Annotated in this window: 14 protein-coding genes; 10 read left to right on the top strand and 4 right to left on the bottom strand. The window is 62.2% G+C overall.

All coding sequences use genetic code 11. The features are described from left to right. The first annotated feature begins 2 nt into the window (after positions 1-2). The 8 genes from AB4Y40_RS06360 to AB4Y40_RS06325 all read left to right on the top strand — a co-directional run bounded on the left by AB4Y40_RS06360 (position 3) and on the right by AB4Y40_RS06325 (position 7,292). Entirely contained in the window at positions 3-1,091 is a 1,089-nt protein-coding gene (locus AB4Y40_RS06360) for a Gfo/Idh/MocA family protein (protein ID WP_368686903.1), read from the top strand. 85 nt (positions 1,092-1,176) lie between these two features. Continuing rightward, entirely contained in the window at positions 1,177-2,247 is a 1,071-nt protein-coding gene (chvE, locus tag AB4Y40_RS06355; RefSeq protein WP_368686902.1) for a multiple monosaccharide ABC transporter substrate-binding protein, read from the top strand. A 94-nt stretch (positions 2,248-2,341) separates the two neighbouring features. Then, entirely contained in the window at positions 2,342-3,871 is a 1,530-nt protein-coding gene (mmsA, locus tag AB4Y40_RS06350; RefSeq protein WP_368686901.1) for a multiple monosaccharide ABC transporter ATP-binding protein, read from the top strand. 1 nt (position 3,872) lies between these two features. Next, on the top strand, positions 3,873-5,081 hold the full coding sequence (mmsB, locus tag AB4Y40_RS06345; RefSeq protein WP_368686900.1) for a multiple monosaccharide ABC transporter permease: 1,209 nt from the start codon (positions 3,873-3,875) through the stop codon (positions 5,079-5,081). An 88-nt stretch (positions 5,082-5,169) separates the two neighbouring features. After that, entirely contained in the window at positions 5,170-5,466 is a 297-nt protein-coding gene (locus AB4Y40_RS06340; RefSeq protein ID WP_368686899.1) for a Dabb family protein, read from the top strand. Between the two features lie 37 nt (positions 5,467-5,503). Next, a complete protein-coding gene (locus tag AB4Y40_RS06335) occupies positions 5,504-6,565 on the top strand; it encodes a maleylacetate reductase (protein WP_368686898.1) in 1,062 nt (353 codons plus the stop codon). 168 nt (positions 6,566-6,733) lie between these two features. Next, a complete protein-coding gene (locus tag AB4Y40_RS06330; RefSeq protein ID WP_368686897.1) occupies positions 6,734-6,949 on the top strand; it encodes a hypothetical protein in 216 nt (71 codons plus the stop codon). A 157-nt stretch (positions 6,950-7,106) separates the two neighbouring features. Further along, positions 7,107-7,292, top strand: coding sequence for a hypothetical protein (locus AB4Y40_RS06325; protein ID WP_368686896.1), 186 nt, complete (start codon positions 7,107-7,109; stop codon positions 7,290-7,292). 65 nt (positions 7,293-7,357) lie between these two features. On the opposite strand, the gene AB4Y40_RS06320 is transcribed toward AB4Y40_RS06325, so the two are convergent. After that, positions 7,358-7,960: a phosphatase PAP2 family protein gene (locus tag AB4Y40_RS06320; RefSeq protein WP_368686895.1), complete on the bottom strand. Its 603-nt coding sequence runs from the start codon at positions 7,958-7,960 to the stop codon at positions 7,358-7,360. Between the two features lie 321 nt (positions 7,961-8,281). Between AB4Y40_RS06320 and bktB the strand changes: the two genes are divergently transcribed. Continuing rightward, the gene (gene bktB / locus AB4Y40_RS06315; protein ID WP_368686894.1) at positions 8,282-9,469 is read left to right on the top strand and encodes a beta-ketothiolase BktB; all 1,188 of its coding nucleotides are present in this window, start codon (positions 8,282-8,284) and stop codon (positions 9,467-9,469) included. Positions 9,470-9,503: 34 nt separating this feature from the next. After that, a complete protein-coding gene (locus AB4Y40_RS06310) occupies positions 9,504-10,355 on the top strand; it encodes a 3-hydroxybutyryl-CoA dehydrogenase (RefSeq protein ID WP_368686893.1) in 852 nt (283 codons plus the stop codon). A 303-nt stretch (positions 10,356-10,658) separates the two neighbouring features. On the opposite strand, the gene AB4Y40_RS06305 is transcribed toward AB4Y40_RS06310, so the two are convergent. From AB4Y40_RS06305 to AB4Y40_RS06295, 3 genes are read right to left on the bottom strand one after another with little or no spacing between them, the layout of a single operon-like run. Then, the gene (locus tag AB4Y40_RS06305; protein WP_368686892.1) at positions 10,659-12,152 is read right to left on the bottom strand and encodes an efflux transporter outer membrane subunit; all 1,494 of its coding nucleotides are present in this window, start codon (positions 12,150-12,152) and stop codon (positions 10,659-10,661) included. A gap of 1 nt (position 12,153) precedes the next feature. Then, on the bottom strand, positions 12,154-15,372 hold the full coding sequence (locus AB4Y40_RS06300; RefSeq protein ID WP_368686891.1) for an efflux RND transporter permease subunit: 3,219 nt from the start codon (positions 15,370-15,372) through the stop codon (positions 12,154-12,156). Between the two features lie 11 nt (positions 15,373-15,383). Continuing rightward, positions 15,384-16,670 (bottom strand): efflux RND transporter periplasmic adaptor subunit, encoded by a 1,287-nt coding sequence (locus tag AB4Y40_RS06295; RefSeq protein WP_368686890.1) that lies wholly within the window; start codon positions 16,668-16,670, stop codon positions 15,384-15,386. Positions 16,671-17,403: the final 733 nt, after the last annotated feature.

Genomic DNA, 17,403 nt, shown 5'->3' with positions numbered 1-17,403 from the left:
TCATGACGCGAAACATTCGCCCTGGAGAAACGGTAGGCGTTGCCTGCCTCGGTATCACGCACCCGCACACGTCCGGGCGCGTCAAGGCGATTCAACGTCGAAGCGATGCGAAGATGCTCGGCGCCTGGGACACCAGCCCGTTGCTGAAGCCGTTCGTCGACGCGCTCGGACTCGAGGCTCGCACAAAAGAGGACATTCTGGCCGACGAGAATGTGCACGTGGTCTTCGTGCACTCGAAAAGCGACAAGATGGCCGATCTCGCCATCGAGGCGCTCGAAGCCGGCAAGGCCGTGCTGTGCGAGAAGCCCGCAGGACGCAGTTCGGAAGACGCGCGGCGTATCGTGCAGGCCGTCGAACGCACGGGCGGGCTCTTTCAGGTGGGCTACTGCTGGCGCTTTGCGCCATCGGTCGACGTCATGCAGGCAGCCCTGAAAAGCGGGCGCCTCGGCAAGGTCGTCCAGGTGCGCGCGCACGGCGGCTGCTCGCACGATGAAGCCGGCACCGCGCACATGACGCAGCCCGGCGATATCGGCGGCGCCGTGTTCGTGATCGGCTGCCACCTGGTGGACCGCATCCTGCTCCACTTCGGCACGCCCCGGTCGGTCAACGCGCGTATCACGAAGTTTCCGAATTTCCACGGCGACGAGTCGCGCGAAGATGCCGCTGGCGCGGTGCTCAACTACGAAGACAAGATCGTGACCATCGACTTCATGTCGTGGGACGTGCTGCCGTGGACGGAGAGCTGGGACATCACGGCATACGGCACCGAAGGGATCATGTCTTCGCGCTCGCTGCCGGCAAGCTACAAGATCTACGACGCAGGCAAGGGCGCGTACCCGGAAGGCTGGACCGAGTGGCAGGAAACGAGCTTCCCCGAAATCTGGGCCACGAAGAAGACCGAGTACTCGCCGGACATTGCGGAAATCGGCAACCCGGTGTACTTCGACCGGGAATCGAACGCTTTCTTCGGGGCGCTGCGCAACGGAACCCCATCGGTCGTTCCCGCTGCACAGGCCTACAACATCAGCCGTGTCATCGAGGCCATGTTCGCCTCCTCGAAACAGGCTGGGGCAGAAGTGTTTATCGAGTAAGGCGAGACTGGCCCCGGGCACGGGGCCAGTCTTCAAGTGAATCGTATTTGCCAATAACTACGTAGTACTAAGTCAGGAGACGGAGATGAGCATCATCAAGCGTGTTGTGGTTGCAGTGACTTTCAGCATCGGGTTCGCTGCGATGTCGACGTCCTCGTACGCCGGGGACAAGGGAGTCATCGGTATCTCGCTGCCTGACAAGACCGAGTCGCGTTGGCTGACCGACGGCAAGAGCATGGTCGACGCACTGAAGGCGAAAGGCTACACGGCCGACTTGCAGTACGCGAACTACGACGTGCCGACGCAGGTCAATCAGGTCGAAAACATGCTGGCGAAAGGCGTGAAAGCGCTGGTGATTGCGCCGATCGACGGCAAGACCTTCTCCGACGCATTGGCCTATGCGCAGAAGAAGCACATCAAGGTCATTTCGTACGATCGCCTGATTAGCCAGACGAAGGACGTCGACTACTACGCCACGTTCGACAACTACGGCGTCGGCGTGCTGCAGGCGCAAAGCATCCTCGATGCGTGGAAAAAGAAGGGCAGCAAGACGCCCTGGAACATCGAGGTCTTCGGCGGCTCGTCGGACGACAACAACGCGCACATGATCTATGCCGGCGGTATGTCGGTGCTCAAGCCGTATATCGACAGCGGCAAGTTCGTGATTCGCAGCAAGCAGGAAGCATTCGAAAAAATCGCGACCCGCAACTGGGACGGCGCGACGGCCCAGTCGCGGATGGACAACCTGCTGAGCGCCTTCTACGGCAAGGACCATCTCGATGCGGTCTGGACCCCCAATGACGCGATCGCGATCGGCGTGATTTCGTCCCTCAAGGGCGTGGGCTACGGCTCCGCACAGGCGCCGATGCCCGTGGTGACCGGCCAGGATGCCGACATCCAGAACGTGAAGGCCATTGTTCGCGGCGACCAGACCACGACCGTGTTCAAGGATACGCGCAAGCTGGCGAGCATTACCGCCGACATGGTCGACGACGCGCTCACCGGCAAGACGGTCCCCGTGAACGACACGAAAAGCTACAACAACGGCGCGAAGGTCGTTCCCACCTATCTGGTGAAGCCGGTGCTCGTCGACAAGGAAAGCGTGCAACCCCTGCTCGTCAACAGCGGTTACTACACGCCGGCGCAGATCAAGTAATGGCGGTGTTGTCGCTCAGCGCGCCGTGACCGTTGGAAGGCGTAACGGCGCGCTGGTGTCGTGCATCGAGCTCGAGAGATATGAGGATACGGAGATGGACACGATTCTGGAGATGAACGGCATCCAGAAGGCGTTCGGCCAGGTGAAGGCCCTGAACAACGTCAATCTGAAGGTCAGAAAAGGCGAAATTCACGCCATCTGCGGTGAGAACGGCGCGGGCAAGTCGACGCTGATGAAGATTCTGAGCGGCGTCTATGCGCACGGTTCGTATGCGGGTTCCGTGATGTATGAAGGGGAAGAGCGCGCGTTCTCCGACATCACGGACAGCGAGGAGGTGGGCATCATCATCATCCATCAGGAACTTGCGCTCGTTCCCATGCTGTCCATTACCGAGAACATTTTTCTGGGCAACGAGCAGTCCCGTCGCGGCGTGATCGACTGGCAAGGTTCCCGCGCCCGCGCGAAGGCGCTGCTGGAGAAGGTTGGACTGACCGATTCCCCGGATACCCCAGTTGGTACCCTCGGAATCGGCAAGCAGCAACTCGTGGAAATCGCCAAGGCGTTGTCGAAGGAGGTGCGCCTGCTCATTCTGGACGAGCCCACGGCGAGCCTGAACGAGAAGGACAGCGACACACTGCTCAAGCTATTGCTGGACCTGAAAGCACGTGGCGTCACCTCGATCATCATCTCGCACAAGCTCAACGAAATTTCTCGGGTCGCAGACAGCATTACGGTCATCCGCGACGGGTCGACCGTTGACGAACTCGATTGTCGTGCGGAAACCGTTAGCGAGGACCGCATCATCAAGGCCATGGTCGGCCGCGAGATGTCCGATCGCTATCCGAAGCGAACGCCGGACATCGGCGAGGTGATCTTCGAGGTCAAGGATTGGCGTGTCCGGCATCCCACCCAGCGTGACCGGGAAGTCATCAAGGGTGTCAACCTGAAGGCGCGTGCGGGCGAAATCGTGGGTATCGCCGGGTTGATGGGTTCGGGCCGAACCGAGCTGGCCATGAGCGTGTTCGGACGCGCCTTCGGGCAAGACATTGGCGGCTCGGTCCACCTTCATGGGAAGGCGGTCGATGTCTCTTCCGTCAGGAAGGCCATCAACGCGGGCCTGGCCTACGTGACCGAGGACCGCAAGGGCAACGGGCTGCTTCTCGATGACGATATCCAGACCAACATTTCTCTGGCGAATCTCGCGGGCGTGTCGAAATACGGTGTCGTGAACGAGCACGAGGAAGTCACCGTTGCGTCCGACTTCCTGAAGAAGTTGCGAATCCGCGCGCAAGGGGTTTCGCACGTGGTCGGCAACCTGTCCGGCGGCAATCAGCAGAAGGTCGTGTTGAGCAAGTGGCTGTTCTCTGAGCCCGATGTCCTCATTCTCGACGAGCCCACGCGCGGCATCGACGTGGGAGCGAAGTACGAAATCTACAGCATCATCAATCAGGCGGTTGCGGCGGGTAAGTGCGTGGTCATGATTTCTTCGGAGATGCCCGAGCTGCTTGGCATGTGCGACCGCGTCTATGTCATGAACGAAGGCCGCTTCGTCGGCGAGTTCACGTCGGAAGAAGTCTCGCAGGAAAAAATCATGCGGGCAATCATGCGAAATGGAGGCATCTGAAATGCGTAAAGCTCTCTCGCCTGCGGCTCATCAGGAGGCCGAGGTCAAGAAAAGTGAAATCATCGACGTGATCAGGCGCGGCGCCAGCGAATACGGGCTGCTTTTCTCGCTGATCGTCATCATGATTTTCTTTCAGTTTGCGACGGGCGGCGTGCTCATGGAGCCGCTGAACCTGACGAATCTCGTGCTGCAAAACAGCTACATCGTCATCATGGCGCTCGGCATGCTGATGGTGATCGTGGCGGGCCATATCGACCTGTCGGTCGGCTCGACGGCCGGACTGGTCGGCGCCCTCGCAGCCGTGTTGATGGTGCAGTTCAACGTCAACTACGTTGTGGCCACCATCATCTGTATCGCGACTGGCGCGCTGATTGGCGCCGTGCAGGGTTACTGGATTGCATTCTGGCGCATGCCGTCGTTCATCGTGACGCTGGCCGGGATGCTGGTGTTTCGCGGCTTGACCAATCTGGTGCTTCAGGGCCAGTCGATCGGTCCGTTCCCGGATAGCTTCGCAGCGGTCAGCTCGGGTTTCATTCCTGACATTTTCCGCGGGCAGGACCTTCATGTTACGTCGATTGTGCTTGGCGTTCTGGTCGGCGCCGCTTTCTTCGCGATCGAGCTTCGTCATCGCGCGAGTGCGGCGAAGCACGGGGTGGAAAAGGGTTCGTTCCCGATGTTCGTGGCAAAGAACGTCGTGCTGACCGCCCTGATCGTCTATTTTTGCTACCTGCTCGCGTCCTACCGCGGGTTGCCGACCGTGCTCGTCATCATGGGCGTGCTGATCGGGCTGTACACGTTCGTCATGAACCGTACGACCATCGGGCGCCGTGTGTACGCGGTCGGTGGCAATGCGAAAGCCGCTCGGCTCTCCGGCGTTAGCGTGCCGGCCGTCAGCTTTCTCACGTTCGTCAACATGGGTGTGCTTGCCGCGCTCGCGGGCATCATTTTCGCAGCGCGTCTGAATAGCGGCACGCCGAAGGCCGGCACCGGTTTCGAACTGGACGTGATCGCTGCGTGCTTTATCGGCGGTGCATCCGCTTCCGGCGGTGTCGGCAAGGTAGTCGGAGCCGTTGTGGGTGCATTCATCATGGGCGTGATGAACAACGGCATGTCGATCATGGGTATCGGCGTCGACTATCAGCAGGTGATCAAGGGCGTCGTGCTGCTCGCGGCCGTATTCGTGGACGTGTACAACAAAAACAAGGCGTAACGACTCTATACGGCGAACCGCTGTTCCAGGTACCAGATCGTGTCTCGAACAGCGGTCCTGTTCGTAAGCAGTATTCATGGAAATGAAAATGATCAAGCATATCGTGATGTGGAACGTTCGCGGCGAGACGCATGAGGAAAAGAAAGCGACGGCGAATTTCGTCAAGCGCGCATTCGAGAGCCTGAGCGGGAAAATCCCGGGGCTCACGAAGCTCGAGGTCGGGCTGGATGTCAGCGCCGTTGACTATGCCTGCGACGTTGTCCTGTATACGGAGTTCGATTGCCAGGCGTCGCTCGAAGCCTATGCATCGCATCCTGAACATTTGCGCGTGAAGCAGGTCCTGGGCGATGTTCGTGTCGCTCGCTACCAGGTCGACTACATTTAAGCGGGCTTGCCGTCCGACGACAAGGGAAGCAGATCTCATGTATGAGTTCACCTACACAACGCAGGCGTCGAGAGTCGTATTTGGTGCTGGAAGCATGAAACTGATCCAGCAGGAAGTCGAGACGTTGGGCGCCCGCCGCGCATTGATTCTTTGTACCCCCGAGCAGAAAGCGCAAGCCGAGGTGGTTTCATCTCTCCTCGGTCCGTCTAGCGCAGGCGTTTTCGACGGTGCGCAAATGCACGTTCCCATCGAGAACGCTCGCCGAGCGCGGGAACACGCGAAGACTGTGGAAGCAGACTGCGCGGTCGCGATCGGCGGTGGTTCGACGATCGGCCTCGGCAAGGCGATCGCGCTCGAATCGTCATTGCCGATCATCGCGATACCGACGACCTACGCGGGCTCGGAGATGACGCCGATATACGGCATCACCGAGAACGGTCTGAAGCGAACCGGGCGCGACGCCAGGGTGTTGCCGAAGACCGTGTTGTACGACCCGGAGTTGACGATTGGGCTCCCCGTTCAACTCTCGATTGTGAGCGGATTGAATGCGATCGCTCACGCCGCCGAAGGACTCTACGCAAAAGACGGAAATCCTGTCATGTCATTGATGGCCGAGGAGGGCATTCGTTCGCTCGCGGATGGCCTTCGTGCAGTGAGGAAGAGCAGCAAGGATGTATCGGCGCGCGGTGACTGCCTGTATGGCGCATGGTTCTGTGGCATGGTGCTCGGTAACGTGGGTATGGCCCTCCATCACAAACTGTGCCATACCCTGGGGGGAACATTCAACCTGCCTCATGCGGAAACGCATGCGATAGTCTTGCCCCACGCGCTCGCGTACAACGGCACGGTTGCCGCAGAGGCCATGAGTCGGATCGCGAGGGCACTGAACGTGAATTCCGCAGCCGACGGTCTCTATGCGCTAAACCGGGAACTCGGGGTGCCGCGAGGCCTTCGCGATATCGGTTTGAAGGAAACCGATCTTGATCATGCCTGCGAGGTGGCATTGTCGAACCCCTACTGGAATCCGCGGCCGATCGAGGGGAAGCCGCTTAGAGCGCTCCTGCAGCGTGCCTGGGAGGGGGCTCGTCCTGCAGCGTAGTGTGGCGTCCATGACGGCGGCGCAGCCGGATATCACCATTTCTCGCGCCGCCTATACTCTGACTGACCATCTTCACATTGCCTTCACGCTGAACAGAGGTTGTTAGCGAACGTCGATCAAGATCCCTCTCCGAGTCAAGGTTCGACCTCCGTCAAAAGGGAGATTCCAATGTCTGCAAACACGGCGATTGAAGTTCCCGACGACCCGGCGGATGGCGGCAAAAACGATGAATTTGTCGATGCCGTCGCGCGATCGAATGTTCAGGGTGCGATAGCCGCTATCCGCAGTGGGAGTCCGATTCTGTCCGATCTGGAAACGAAAGGGAACGTGAAGATGGTGGGCTCGATGTATGACATTCGAAACGGCAAGCTAACGTTCCTGTGAGAATTCGAAGCCCATTCGCAAGCAAAGCGCGGCTATTGTGAGTTGCGTGTATTTTCGATTTCCCGATATCAATAACGAAAGAGAACGACACTGTTACGCACCTCACTGAAGGTAATAAAGATAGGTTCGCGGCACCCTGATCCTGACGCTCGATTCGATGTTCCGCATCGCGTCGAATCCGTTCTTTCCTTATTTGCTGCAGCGTATCGATGAATGCATGGGCGCAACGCCGCCGTCGGTCGTGAAGTCTCCGCCGCGCACCCATGAAACCGCTGCTGGGACGCCTGACAATTTCTCTGATGACCTGAATGCACTCGAACAGGTTGGGGCCGATGAGCCTTAGACCAGAGTGCTTCAAAAGAATAGTCTGGCAGCCGCAGGCGTTGAGACGCGCTTGACGAGGGCTCACTACGGCCGTAGCCACCGCAGGCTGATCGGCACAGCGAGAACCTTCCTGTACAGCGCGATCAACGCGCCGGTCACCGCCATGCCCGCGAGGCGCCAGATCGGGCTGCCAATCATGCAGGCCAGCCAGGCGACGATCGCCGCGCCGATCATGTCGAAAGGCCAGTGCACGCCGACAAAGATGCGAGCCCAGGCAACGGCGATATCGACGAACAAGGCGAGCAAGCCGATTCCCCGCTTCCCGCCGTACAGGAAGGTGAACGAGACTGCGGAAAGCAGCGTCACATGATCGCTAGGAAACGAAGAATCGGGAGCATGGGCGAGAAACGTATAGCCGGTTGCGCTAGCGAAAGGGCGGGGGTGGTACCACGCCAGGCCGATCAGCTGGTTGATGCCGAGGGCCAGCAAGCCGGCAAAACAGGCGCGCACGGCCAACGCGCGGCGCTCGTCTGAGCCTGTCAACCATAGTGCCGCCAGCATGGCCGGGACCAGCAGGATCGCATCGTCCGCGATCAGCGTGCCCGCAGCAATGAGCCAATGCGGCGTTGCGGGTGTGGCATTGAGTGCGAGAAAAATGGTTCGGTTCAATGTTTCGACTGCATCCATAGGGGCCCTCTTTATTCACGCCCGTTCTTGCCTCACCGCTGGAAGGCGGTCCCGGTTGTGTTGTCAGAGGCGATTCTACGCACCGGCCCCTTAACGAAACCTTAACAGGGGCGACTGGAATCCACCGTCGGGCCGCGTGGACGGCATGACATGGCCAGTTTTGTCAGTATGTCGTCCGGTTTGATCAGTCTGTCCGGCGCCTGTTGGCGCTAGGATTGCCACGGCGCGCCCTGGGGACTTCCTGAACAGGTCGGGGCCAGGCGTAGAAACAGGCTGCGCCGCCGCTTCGCAGGCGGCAAAACAGATAAGTGAGGAATCCATATGAGCAGGGAAGTCGTGGTGGTGGGCGGTGTGCGGACCGCGATCGGAAAATTCGGCGGCAGCCTGAAAGACGTGCCGCCAACCGAACTCGGTTCAATCGTCGTGCGCGAACTGCTCGCGCGAAGCCGCGTCGAGGCAAAGGACGTGGGGCATGTGGTGTTCGGCAATGTGATCGCCACCGAGCCGCGGGATTTTTACCTGTCTCGAGTCGCCGCGATCAACGCCGGCATTCCTGAATCGACGCCTGCGTTCAACGTCAACCGGCTGTGCGGTTCGGGCCTGCAGGCAATCGTTTCGGCTGCCCAGACCATTCTGCTCGGCGATGCTGACGTGGCGATCGGCGCTGGCGCCGAGAACATGAGCCGCGCGCCGTACATCACGACCGAGGCGCGCTTCGGCGCACGCATGGGCGACGCGCGCCTCATCGACATGATGCTGGGTGCGCTCAACGATCCGTTCCACACCGTGCCGATGGGCGTGACGGCCGAAAACGTCGCGGGCCGTTACGGCATCACGCGCGAGCAGCAGGACAACCTCGCGCTCGAGTCGCATCGTCGAGCGGCGCGAGCGATCGCAGAGGGCCGGTTCGCCAGCCAGATCGTGCCGGTCAAGCGCACGGTGAAAGGGCGCGAGACCGTCTTCGACACCGACGAACATTTGCGCCACGATGCAACGATCGACGACTTCGCGAAGCTCAAGCCAGTATTCGCGAAGGAGAACGGTACGGTCACGGCGGGCAATGCTTCCGGCATCAACGACGCGGGCGCGGCCGTCCTGCTGATGTCGCGCGCAGCGGCCGAGGCACGCGGCCTCGCGCCGATGGCGAAACTCGTGGCATATGCACACGCGGGCGTCGATCCGCTTTACATGGGTATCGGCCCGGTGCCGGCTACGCGTCTTGCGTTGCAACGCGCGGGACTGTCCGTCGCGGACCTCGATGTGATCGAGTCGAACGAGGCGTTTGCCGCCCAGGCGTGCGCGGTCACGCAGGAACTGGGCCTGGACCCTGAAAAGGTGAACCCCAACGGCTCGGGTATTTCGCTTGGCCATCCCATTGGCGCGACTGGCGCACTGATCGCCGTGAAAGCGCTGCACGAACTCAAGCGCGTTGGCGGCCGTTACGCGCTCGTCACGATGTGCATTGGCGGCGGGCAGGGCATCGCCGCCATTTTCGAAAACGTCCAGTAAATTGTGTGCGCCTTCGGGCGCACCATATAAAGCCATGCAAATCGACACATTGGGAATCGTGGGCGCCGGGACGATGGGTTCCGGCATCGCGCAGGTCGCCGCGCTCGCTGGTCTGCGCGTGATCGTGGTCGACGTCAGCGAGGCCGCGCTCGACAGGGGGCTCACCGCGCTGAAGGGAAGCCTCGACCGGCTCATCGCGAAAGACAAGCTGGACGCGGTGGCGAGCGATGCCGCGCTCGCGCGCATCGAGACGTGCACCGATTATCAGCGGCTCGGTGCTGCCGGGCTGATCATCGAAGCCGCCACTGAAAACCTCGATCTGAAGCTGCGCATCCTGAAGCAGATTGAAACGGTCGCGCGTCCCGACGCCATTCTCGCTTCCAATACGTCTTCAATCTCGATCACCACGCTTGGCGCCGCGCTTGCCGACCCGTCGCGTCTCGTCGGCATGCATTTCTTCAATCCGGTGCCGTTGATGCCGCTCGTTGAAATCATCCGGGGCCTCGAAACCGGTAGCGCCGCGGCGGAGACGGTCCACGAACTGACGCTGCGGCTCGGCAAGTCGCCGATCAACGTGCGCAATTCGCCGGGCTTCGTGGTCAACCGCATTCTCGTGCCGATGATCAACGAGGCTTTCTTCCTGCTCGCCGAAGGCGTCGCGCCAGCCGAGGATATCGATACCGGCATGCGTCTCGGCGCGAATCAGCCGATTGGGCCGCTGGCGCTTGCCGACCTGGTTGGGCTCGACGTGGTGCTTTCGGTCATGGACGTCTTTTACAAGGACTTTGGCGATTCGAAATACCGCGCGTGCCCGCTGCTTCGTGAACTGGTGGCCGCCGGACGTCTGGGTCGGAAGACTGGGCGCGGGGTTTATCGTTACGGCTAGAAAGATCGTGGCTGAGGTTCCGCGGGCGGCCAGCCCGCGGGCCTTGAACGTCATTGTCGAGATCGAATGCGGTGATTATTGATGTTTGCGAACATCATAAAACTGCGATAATTTGCATTATGTTAAATAAAAGATAGCCACGTTTCCAGCACGCGCTCCTCTCGATCCGCCTCCCTCAGCGCCCCTCATCCGTTTGCTGGCCAACGACACCCGCCATCACACGCCAGCGGTCGCTTTCCAGAACGGTCTGTGCGTCGATGCGCCTGAACATAGTCGGGGGCGGCGCGCACGAGCCCCCGAGCGTCATTGCGGCACCTGCGCAACGGGTTCCGCCGTAGCGGGCTGCGCCGGCGGCGGACCGCTCGCCGGTTGCGGCACGCTCATCTGCTCCGCCTGCACGACCCACCCGCCGCCCATCGCCATGTAGAGGTTGACGAGGTTCGTCAGCGTCGCGGCCCGGGTCTGGGTTTGCTGCAGTTCCGCGTTGAACAGATTGCGCTCGGCATCGAGCACCTCCAGGTAGCTCGTATAGCCGCCCTCGTAGCGTAGCCGCGCAAGCCGCAGATACTTGCGCAGGTATTCGACCTGCTGGCTCTGGATCTCGAACTGCTCGCGTGACTTTTGCACCGAGACCAACACGTCGTCGACCTGCTGGAACGCCACCTTGATCGCATTTTCGTAGGCGAACAGCGCCTCCTGCTGACGCGCCTCGGCCTGCTTGTTCTGGCCGTAGATATTGCCGCCCGTGAAGATCGGCATCACTGCCGAGCCGGCGAACGTCCACACCCGCGCAGGTCCCGTGAAGAGATTGGAGAACTGCGTGCTCACCGAGCCGAACAGCCCCGTGAGCGAGATCTGCGGGAAATACAGCGCGCGCGCCGCGCCAATCAGCGCATTTTGTGCGACCAGATTCTGCTCGGCCTGCAGCAGGTCGGGCCGGCGTTCGAGCAGGTCCGACGGCACGCCCGCAGGCACAGTGGGCGTCGAGAGATCCACCAACGCACGGCCGCGCAGGATCGGCTCCGGATTGCTGCCGAGCAGCACCGAGAGCGCGTCTTCCTGCTGTGCGATCTGCTGCTCGAATTGCGGGATGGTCGCCTTCGTCGCCGCATAGTCGGACTGGCTCTGTGCAAGCTCCATATCCGAGGTTTGGCCGAACTGCTGGCGCAGCGTGAACACGTGCACGGAATCGGCACGGCTCACGGTTGTGCTCTGTGCGATTTCGAGCTGCGCGTCGAGGCTGCGCAGCGTGATATAGGACGTCGCGACCGACGCGACGAGCGTCAGAATCGTCGCGCGTCGGCTTTGTTCGGCCACGTTCACGTTGGCGCGCGCCGCCTCGGTTTCGCGCCGCACCTGGCCAAACAGGTCGATGGTCCAGAAGGCCGACACACTCGCCTGGTACTCGTTGAAGACCGGCGAGACGCCGGCCGGTATCGGCGTCGGCCCGTTCTGCGACGCGCGCTCGCGCGCCGCGCTGAAACCTGCGCTCGCTTGCGGGAACAGTGCCGAACGCGTGCTCACGAACTGGCCCATGAACTCGTCGACACGCGCGGCCGCCTGTTTCACGTTGAGGTTGTTCTCGAGCGCGGTCTTCACCAGGTCGTTCAGCACCGGGTCGTCGAACTGCTCCCACCACCTGGTGTTGGCAACGTCGGCCACGTCCGGGTACGCAAACCGGTACGTTGCCGGCACGTCCACTTTCGGCCGCTCGTAGTTGGGGCCGAGCAGACAGCCATTCAGCAAGCCGATCAGCACGACTGGCGCGGCGACGCGCGTGAAAGCTGCGGCGCGCATATCAGTCGCCCTCGTGCCGCGCGGACGGCGTGACGGTCGGCGAGCCAGGGCCGCCCGAGGCCGGTGGCGGCGTCCCGCTATCCGGCGTGGGCGTTTCCTTGTCGCCGCCCTTGCGCGAGCCAAGCGACTCGATCCCCCAGTAGAACATCGGAATGAAGAACACGGCGATCGCCGTCGCACCCAGCATCCCGCCGATCACGCCGGTGCCGATCGAATGGCGGCTGTTTTGCGAGGCGCCCAGTGCAATGGCGAGCGGCACACAGCCGAGGATGAACGCAAGCGACGTCATCACGATCGGCCGCAGACGCTCTTCCGCGGCGACGAGCGCGGCGTCGTACGGCGTCTTGCCGCTCTCCCGGTTCAGGACCGCGAACTCGAAGATCAGGATCGCGTTCTTCGCGGCGAGCGCGATCAGCATGGTCAGCCCGATCTGGAAGTACACGTCGTTGTTCAGGCCGCGCAGCAGGATCGCGAGCAGCGCGCCGAACAGGGCGAATGGCACCGCCATGAGCACGCCGAGTGGCAGCGACCACTTCTCGTATTGCGCGGCGAGGATCAGGAACACCATGACGATCCCGAACACGAACACGAGCCCCCCGGTCGAGCCCGACTTGATCTCCTCGAACGCCTCCCCGCTCCACCCGACGGCGTAGCCCGGCGGCATCTGCGCGGCGAGTTCCTTCAAGGTGCCGATCACCTGGCCCGAGCTGTAGCCCGGCGCCGCGTTCGCCGTAATCTTCACCGCCGGGAAGTTGTTGAAGCGCGTGATCAGATCGGGTCCCGTGACGTACTTGTAAGTCATCACTGCCTTGATCGGCACCATGTTGTTCGAGCGGCTGCGCACGTAGATCTGGTCGAGGTCGGCGGGCGTGAGCCGGTAGTGCGGATCGGCCTGAACGATCACCTGCCAGAGCCGCGCGTCCTTGTTGAACTGCGACACGTAGAGCGAGCCGAACATCGTCTGCATCGCGCTGTACACCTCTTCGACCGGCACGCCGAGCGTCTCCGCCTGGTCGCGGTCGACGTTCACGAGCAACTGCTGCGAACTCGCGTTGAACGTCGAGGTCACGCCGGTCAGCTCGGGGCGCGCCCTCGCCTTCGCCATCAAGTCCTGCACGACGCCCGCGAGCTGCTGAATCGAGCCGTCTCCGTGACTTTCGATCCACATCTCGCTGCCGCCCGTCGTACCGAGACCCGGAATGGACGGCGGATTCACCGGGATGACGAGGCCTTCCTGAATTTTCGAGAGGGTTTCGTAAGCCTTGATCAGCACCGCGCGTGCGTTTTGCTCCCTGATGTTCGAGAACTTGTACCGTTCGTCGAAACCCCTTAGGCCCACGAAGAACGTGCCCGCGTTGTTCTTGTTCTGGCTGTCCAGCAAGCTGAAGCCGTTCACGATCGTGATGCTGCTGACCGCGGGCTGCTTCATGAAATAGTCGGTGACCTTGTCGCCCACGTCCGCGGTCCGGTCGAGGCTCGCCGCGTCGGGCATGACGATCGCGCCGAGCAGATAGCCCTGGTCCTCGGGCGGCAGGAAGGCGCCAGGGATCGATTTCGCCATCATGACGGCGAGCACGATCACGGCACCGAAAACAAGGAGGCCCAGCACGTAGCGCCGGATCATGAACTGCACGGCGCGCCCGTAGCCGGCCGTCATGCGCTCGAACTGATGGTCGAACCACCGGAAGAAGCCCTTTTTCTCATGGTGCGTGGGCTTGAGCAGGATGGCGGCGAGCGCAGGCGAGAGCGTGAGCGCGACGATGCCCGAGAACACCACCGAGATCGCAATCGTGATCGCGAACTGCTTGTACAACTGTCCGGTGATGCCGCCGAGGAACGCAACCGGCACGAACACGGCGCACATGACGAGCACGATCGCGATGACCGGACCCGACACCTCGTCCATCGCCCGCTTGGCCGCGTCTTTCGGACTGAGCTTGAAGACCGTCATGTTGCGCTCGACGTTCTCGATCACGACGATCGCGTCGTCCACGACGATGCCGATGGCGAGCACCATCCCGAACAACGTCAGCATGTTGATCGAAAAGCCCAGCGCCGCCATCCCCATCGCCGTGCCGACGATCGACACCGGGACGGCCAGCACCGGAATGAGCGTCGCGCGCAGGCTCTGCAGAAACACGTACACGACGATCACCACCAGCACGAGCGCTTCGAAGAACGTATGGACGACGTCGGCGATCGACGCACGCGTGAACTCCGTCGTGTCCATCGCGACCTGATAGTCGAGCCCTTCAGGAAACGAAGTCTTGAGCTCCGCGAGCGTCTCGCGCACCTGCTTCGAGACGTCGAGCGCATTCGCGCCCGGCTGCTGGTAGACCGCGATGATCGTCGCCGGCTTGCCCTGGTAGGTGGTGCGGTTCGAATAGCTCTTCTGGCCAAGCTCGGCCCGGCCGATGTCTTTCAGGCGGACGATCGCGGCGCCGTTGCTCGCTGCGCGGATGATGATGTTGTCGAACTCGGCGGGCGTCGCGAGCCGCCCGGTGGTGGTCACCGCGAACGACTGCTCGACCGGGTTGCCGGTTGGCGCCTGGCCGACGGTGCCGACCGCGAACTGCTGGTTCTGGGCGCGTACGGCGTTCTGCACGTCGCCGGCGGTGATGCCGAGCTGCGCCATGCGATCGGGCTTCAACCAGATCCGCATCGCATAGTCGGGAGTGCCAAAGATCGATGACTGGTTCGCACCCGGAATCCGCTTGATCGTGTCGAGCACGTAGACGTTCGCGTAGTTCGCGATATAGGTCGGATCGAAGCGCTCGTCCGGCGAGTAGATCGCGATCACCATCATGAAGGCGTTCGACTTTTTCTGGACCTGCACGCCCTGCGACTGCACCTGCTGCGGCAGTTGCGGCAGCGCGAGGTTCACGCGGTTCTGTACGTCGACCTGGGCAAGCTCGGGGTTGGTGCCGATCCCGAAGAACACGTTGAGCGTGTAGTTGCCGGTCGACGAGCCGGACGAATACATGTAGATCATGTTGTCCGCACCGTTGACCTGCTGCTCGATCGGCGCGGCCACGTTGTTCGCCACGACGTCCGCGCTGGCCCCCGGGTAGGTCGCGGAGACCGTGATCTGCGGCGGTGTGACGTCCGGATACTGCGCGATGGGCAGCGCGAGCATCGTCAACGCGCCGCCGAGCGTGATCACGATCGAGATGACGGACGCGAAGATGGGCCGGTCGATGCAGAAGTGCGAGATGTTCATCGAGTCGCCCCTTACTGCGACGCGGCACTGGTTTTGGCCGGCGCCGTCGCTCGCTCGCCCCCGCTCACCTGTGGCGCCGACGCGCCGCCCTTCTCCACGACCGTCTTGCCGCCGGTCTGCGTCGAGGGGAGCGTTCCGGCGATCTTGAGCGGCACGTCGGCCACGACGCGGATCGCGCCGTCCACCACGATGCGCTCGCCGGCCTTCAGGCCATCGTTGATGAACCAGTTGTCGCCGTTCCAGTCGCCGACGTCGACCACTCGCTGTTTGGCCTTCGACTCGTTGTCCACGACCCAGACGAAGTGGCTCTTCGCGCCCTGCAGCACCGCCCGTTGCGGTACGAGGATCGCATTCGGCCGCGTGGCGCCCGACACGCGCGCGCGCACGAACTGCCCCGGCCGCAACGTCCCCTTCGGGTTCGCGAGCGAGGCCCGCACGAGGAACGTGCCCGTGTCGGTGCTGAACGCCGGATTCGCGAAGCTGATGGTGCCGTGCTGCGGAAACTCCGTGCCGTCGGCGAGGATCACGGCCACCACGAATTCGCTGTGCGGCGGGAACAGCAGCTTGCCCGCCGCAATCTCGTCCTGAAAGTGGAGCATTTCGTTTTCGGAAATGCTGAAGTTCACCCAGATCGGATCGAGCTGATAGACAAAGGTAAGGAGACCCGATGAATTGGCGATCAGATAGCTGCCGTCCTGTTGTCTTGCATAGCTCGCGAGGCCATCCAGGGGCGACTTGATCGTCGTGTAACCGAGGTTGAGTTCCGCCGTCTCCACCTGCCCTTGCGCCGAAATCACCGCGGCCTGGGCCTGCTTCTCGTTGCCGACTGCATCGTCGAGATCCTTCTGGCTCAATGCCTGTTGCGCGGCGAGCGGCTTGACGCGGGCAAGATTCTGCTGCGCTACCGTGAGCCGCGCCTGCTGCTGCGCAAGCTCGCCCCGCGCCGTCTGCAGCGCAGCCTGAAACGGCTTCGGATCCATCAGGAACATCGTCTGGCCGGCCTTCACCTTGTCGCCTTCGGAGTACGTCCGCCGGTCGAGAAAGCCGTCCACGCGCGCACGAATTTCGACTTCACGCGAACTCTGCGTCTGCGCGGTGAACTCGAGCTGGACCGGGGTGTCCTGAGCCGTGACCGTCATCACCGTGACTTCCGGTGCGCCGAGCGCCGGCGGCCCCGATGCCTTCTTGCAGCCGGCGAAGAGCGTCAGCGCAATAGCGACGAAGATCAGCGGCAGGCGGTCCCGGCGTGCCGCAACGCGGGGTAACGGTCGATGCTCGGGAAAAAACGGTCCGCTCATGAATGGCCTCCCGCAACGCGCCGGATCTGCGCATCGCCCCGGTACGCGCGCGCCATGGTCACCACTGCGTTGCCCGCTTACTGTTCGCGATACGGATCGCCAAGACTCTGCACACTACGCAAGACGCGGCGCCGGCCGAGACAGGACGGGGCCAGCCGACTTGCCGCGCCCGGACGATTGCTCACGCCGGTTATGACTTCCTCGATACAACGCGCCCCGATGAATTGCGCGAACACCGGAATGATTTTCTTGTTCTCTGGCTGGGGTGCCGCGCATACGGCGCGCTCGAAAGCGCCACCGGACGCCGCACGGCGCTTTGGTATCGGCGCCGTAGGGTCACGGCACTCGTAGTCGTGAAGTTTGGTAGCCGTCCAGGGCAAAAACAATGAGACTTTGGTCCGATATCCCGCTGAGCACGCCTTTTGCTGTTCGCGGCGAGGATGCAGCGGTTGCCAGGGCAACCGCCACGCGGCAAGCCGAGCTCGGGGTGCCGGCGCAAACCGGCTATGGGACTTTGCTCAACCGTTGAAGTTGAACGCCACGCGGGGAGCGTGGCCGGACGCCGTCAATTGCAACCGTGACTATTCGCTGTCCGATAACAGGTGGTGCCGCCGGGCCCACGCGCGACGCCTTTTCCGTTCGCCGTAGAGTGTAGGACGCGCGTTCAGCGAAGACCACCGCCCAGTACCACCGCCTCTTCATCCGGACACACTTGAGAACCGGTGGCCGAGTC

It is taken from the genome of Paraburkholderia sp. EG287B, assembly GCF_040965595.1.
Classification (GTDB): domain Bacteria; phylum Pseudomonadota; class Gammaproteobacteria; order Burkholderiales; family Burkholderiaceae; genus Paraburkholderia.
This window is presented reverse-complemented; position numbering and strand designations above follow the sequence as displayed.

What these genes read in the sequence shown, in the direction of transcription:
- chvE (WP_368686902.1), top strand. Translation starts at nt 1,177, where the DNA reads ATGAGCATCATCAAGCGTGTTGTGGTTGCAGTGACTTTCAGCATCGGG.
- AB4Y40_RS06320 (WP_368686895.1), bottom strand. Translation starts at nt 7,960, where the DNA reads ATGGATGCAGTCGAAACATTGAACCGAACCATTTTTCTCGCACTCAAT.
- AB4Y40_RS06300 (WP_368686891.1), bottom strand. Translation starts at nt 15,372, where the DNA reads ATGAACATCTCGCACTTCTGCATCGACCGGCCCATCTTCGCGTCCGTC.
- AB4Y40_RS06295 (WP_368686890.1), bottom strand. Translation starts at nt 16,670, where the DNA reads ATGAGCGGACCGTTTTTTCCCGAGCATCGACCGTTACCCCGCGTTGCG.
- mmsA (WP_368686901.1), top strand. Translation starts at nt 2,342, where the DNA reads ATGGACACGATTCTGGAGATGAACGGCATCCAGAAGGCGTTCGGCCAG.
- AB4Y40_RS06310 (WP_368686893.1), top strand. Translation starts at nt 9,504, where the DNA reads ATGCAAATCGACACATTGGGAATCGTGGGCGCCGGGACGATGGGTTCC.
- AB4Y40_RS06305 (WP_368686892.1), bottom strand. Translation starts at nt 12,152, where the DNA reads ATGCGCGCCGCAGCTTTCACGCGCGTCGCCGCGCCAGTCGTGCTGATC.
- mmsB (WP_368686900.1), top strand. Translation starts at nt 3,873, where the DNA reads ATGCGTAAAGCTCTCTCGCCTGCGGCTCATCAGGAGGCCGAGGTCAAG.
- AB4Y40_RS06330 (WP_368686897.1), top strand. Translation starts at nt 6,734, where the DNA reads ATGTCTGCAAACACGGCGATTGAAGTTCCCGACGACCCGGCGGATGGC.
- AB4Y40_RS06340 (WP_368686899.1), top strand. Translation starts at nt 5,170, where the DNA reads ATGATCAAGCATATCGTGATGTGGAACGTTCGCGGCGAGACGCATGAG.
- AB4Y40_RS06325 (WP_368686896.1), top strand. Translation starts at nt 7,107, where the DNA reads ATGTTCCGCATCGCGTCGAATCCGTTCTTTCCTTATTTGCTGCAGCGT.
- AB4Y40_RS06360 (WP_368686903.1), top strand. Translation starts at nt 3, where the DNA reads ATGACGCGAAACATTCGCCCTGGAGAAACGGTAGGCGTTGCCTGCCTC.
- AB4Y40_RS06335 (WP_368686898.1), top strand. Translation starts at nt 5,504, where the DNA reads ATGTATGAGTTCACCTACACAACGCAGGCGTCGAGAGTCGTATTTGGT.
- bktB (WP_368686894.1), top strand. Translation starts at nt 8,282, where the DNA reads ATGAGCAGGGAAGTCGTGGTGGTGGGCGGTGTGCGGACCGCGATCGGA.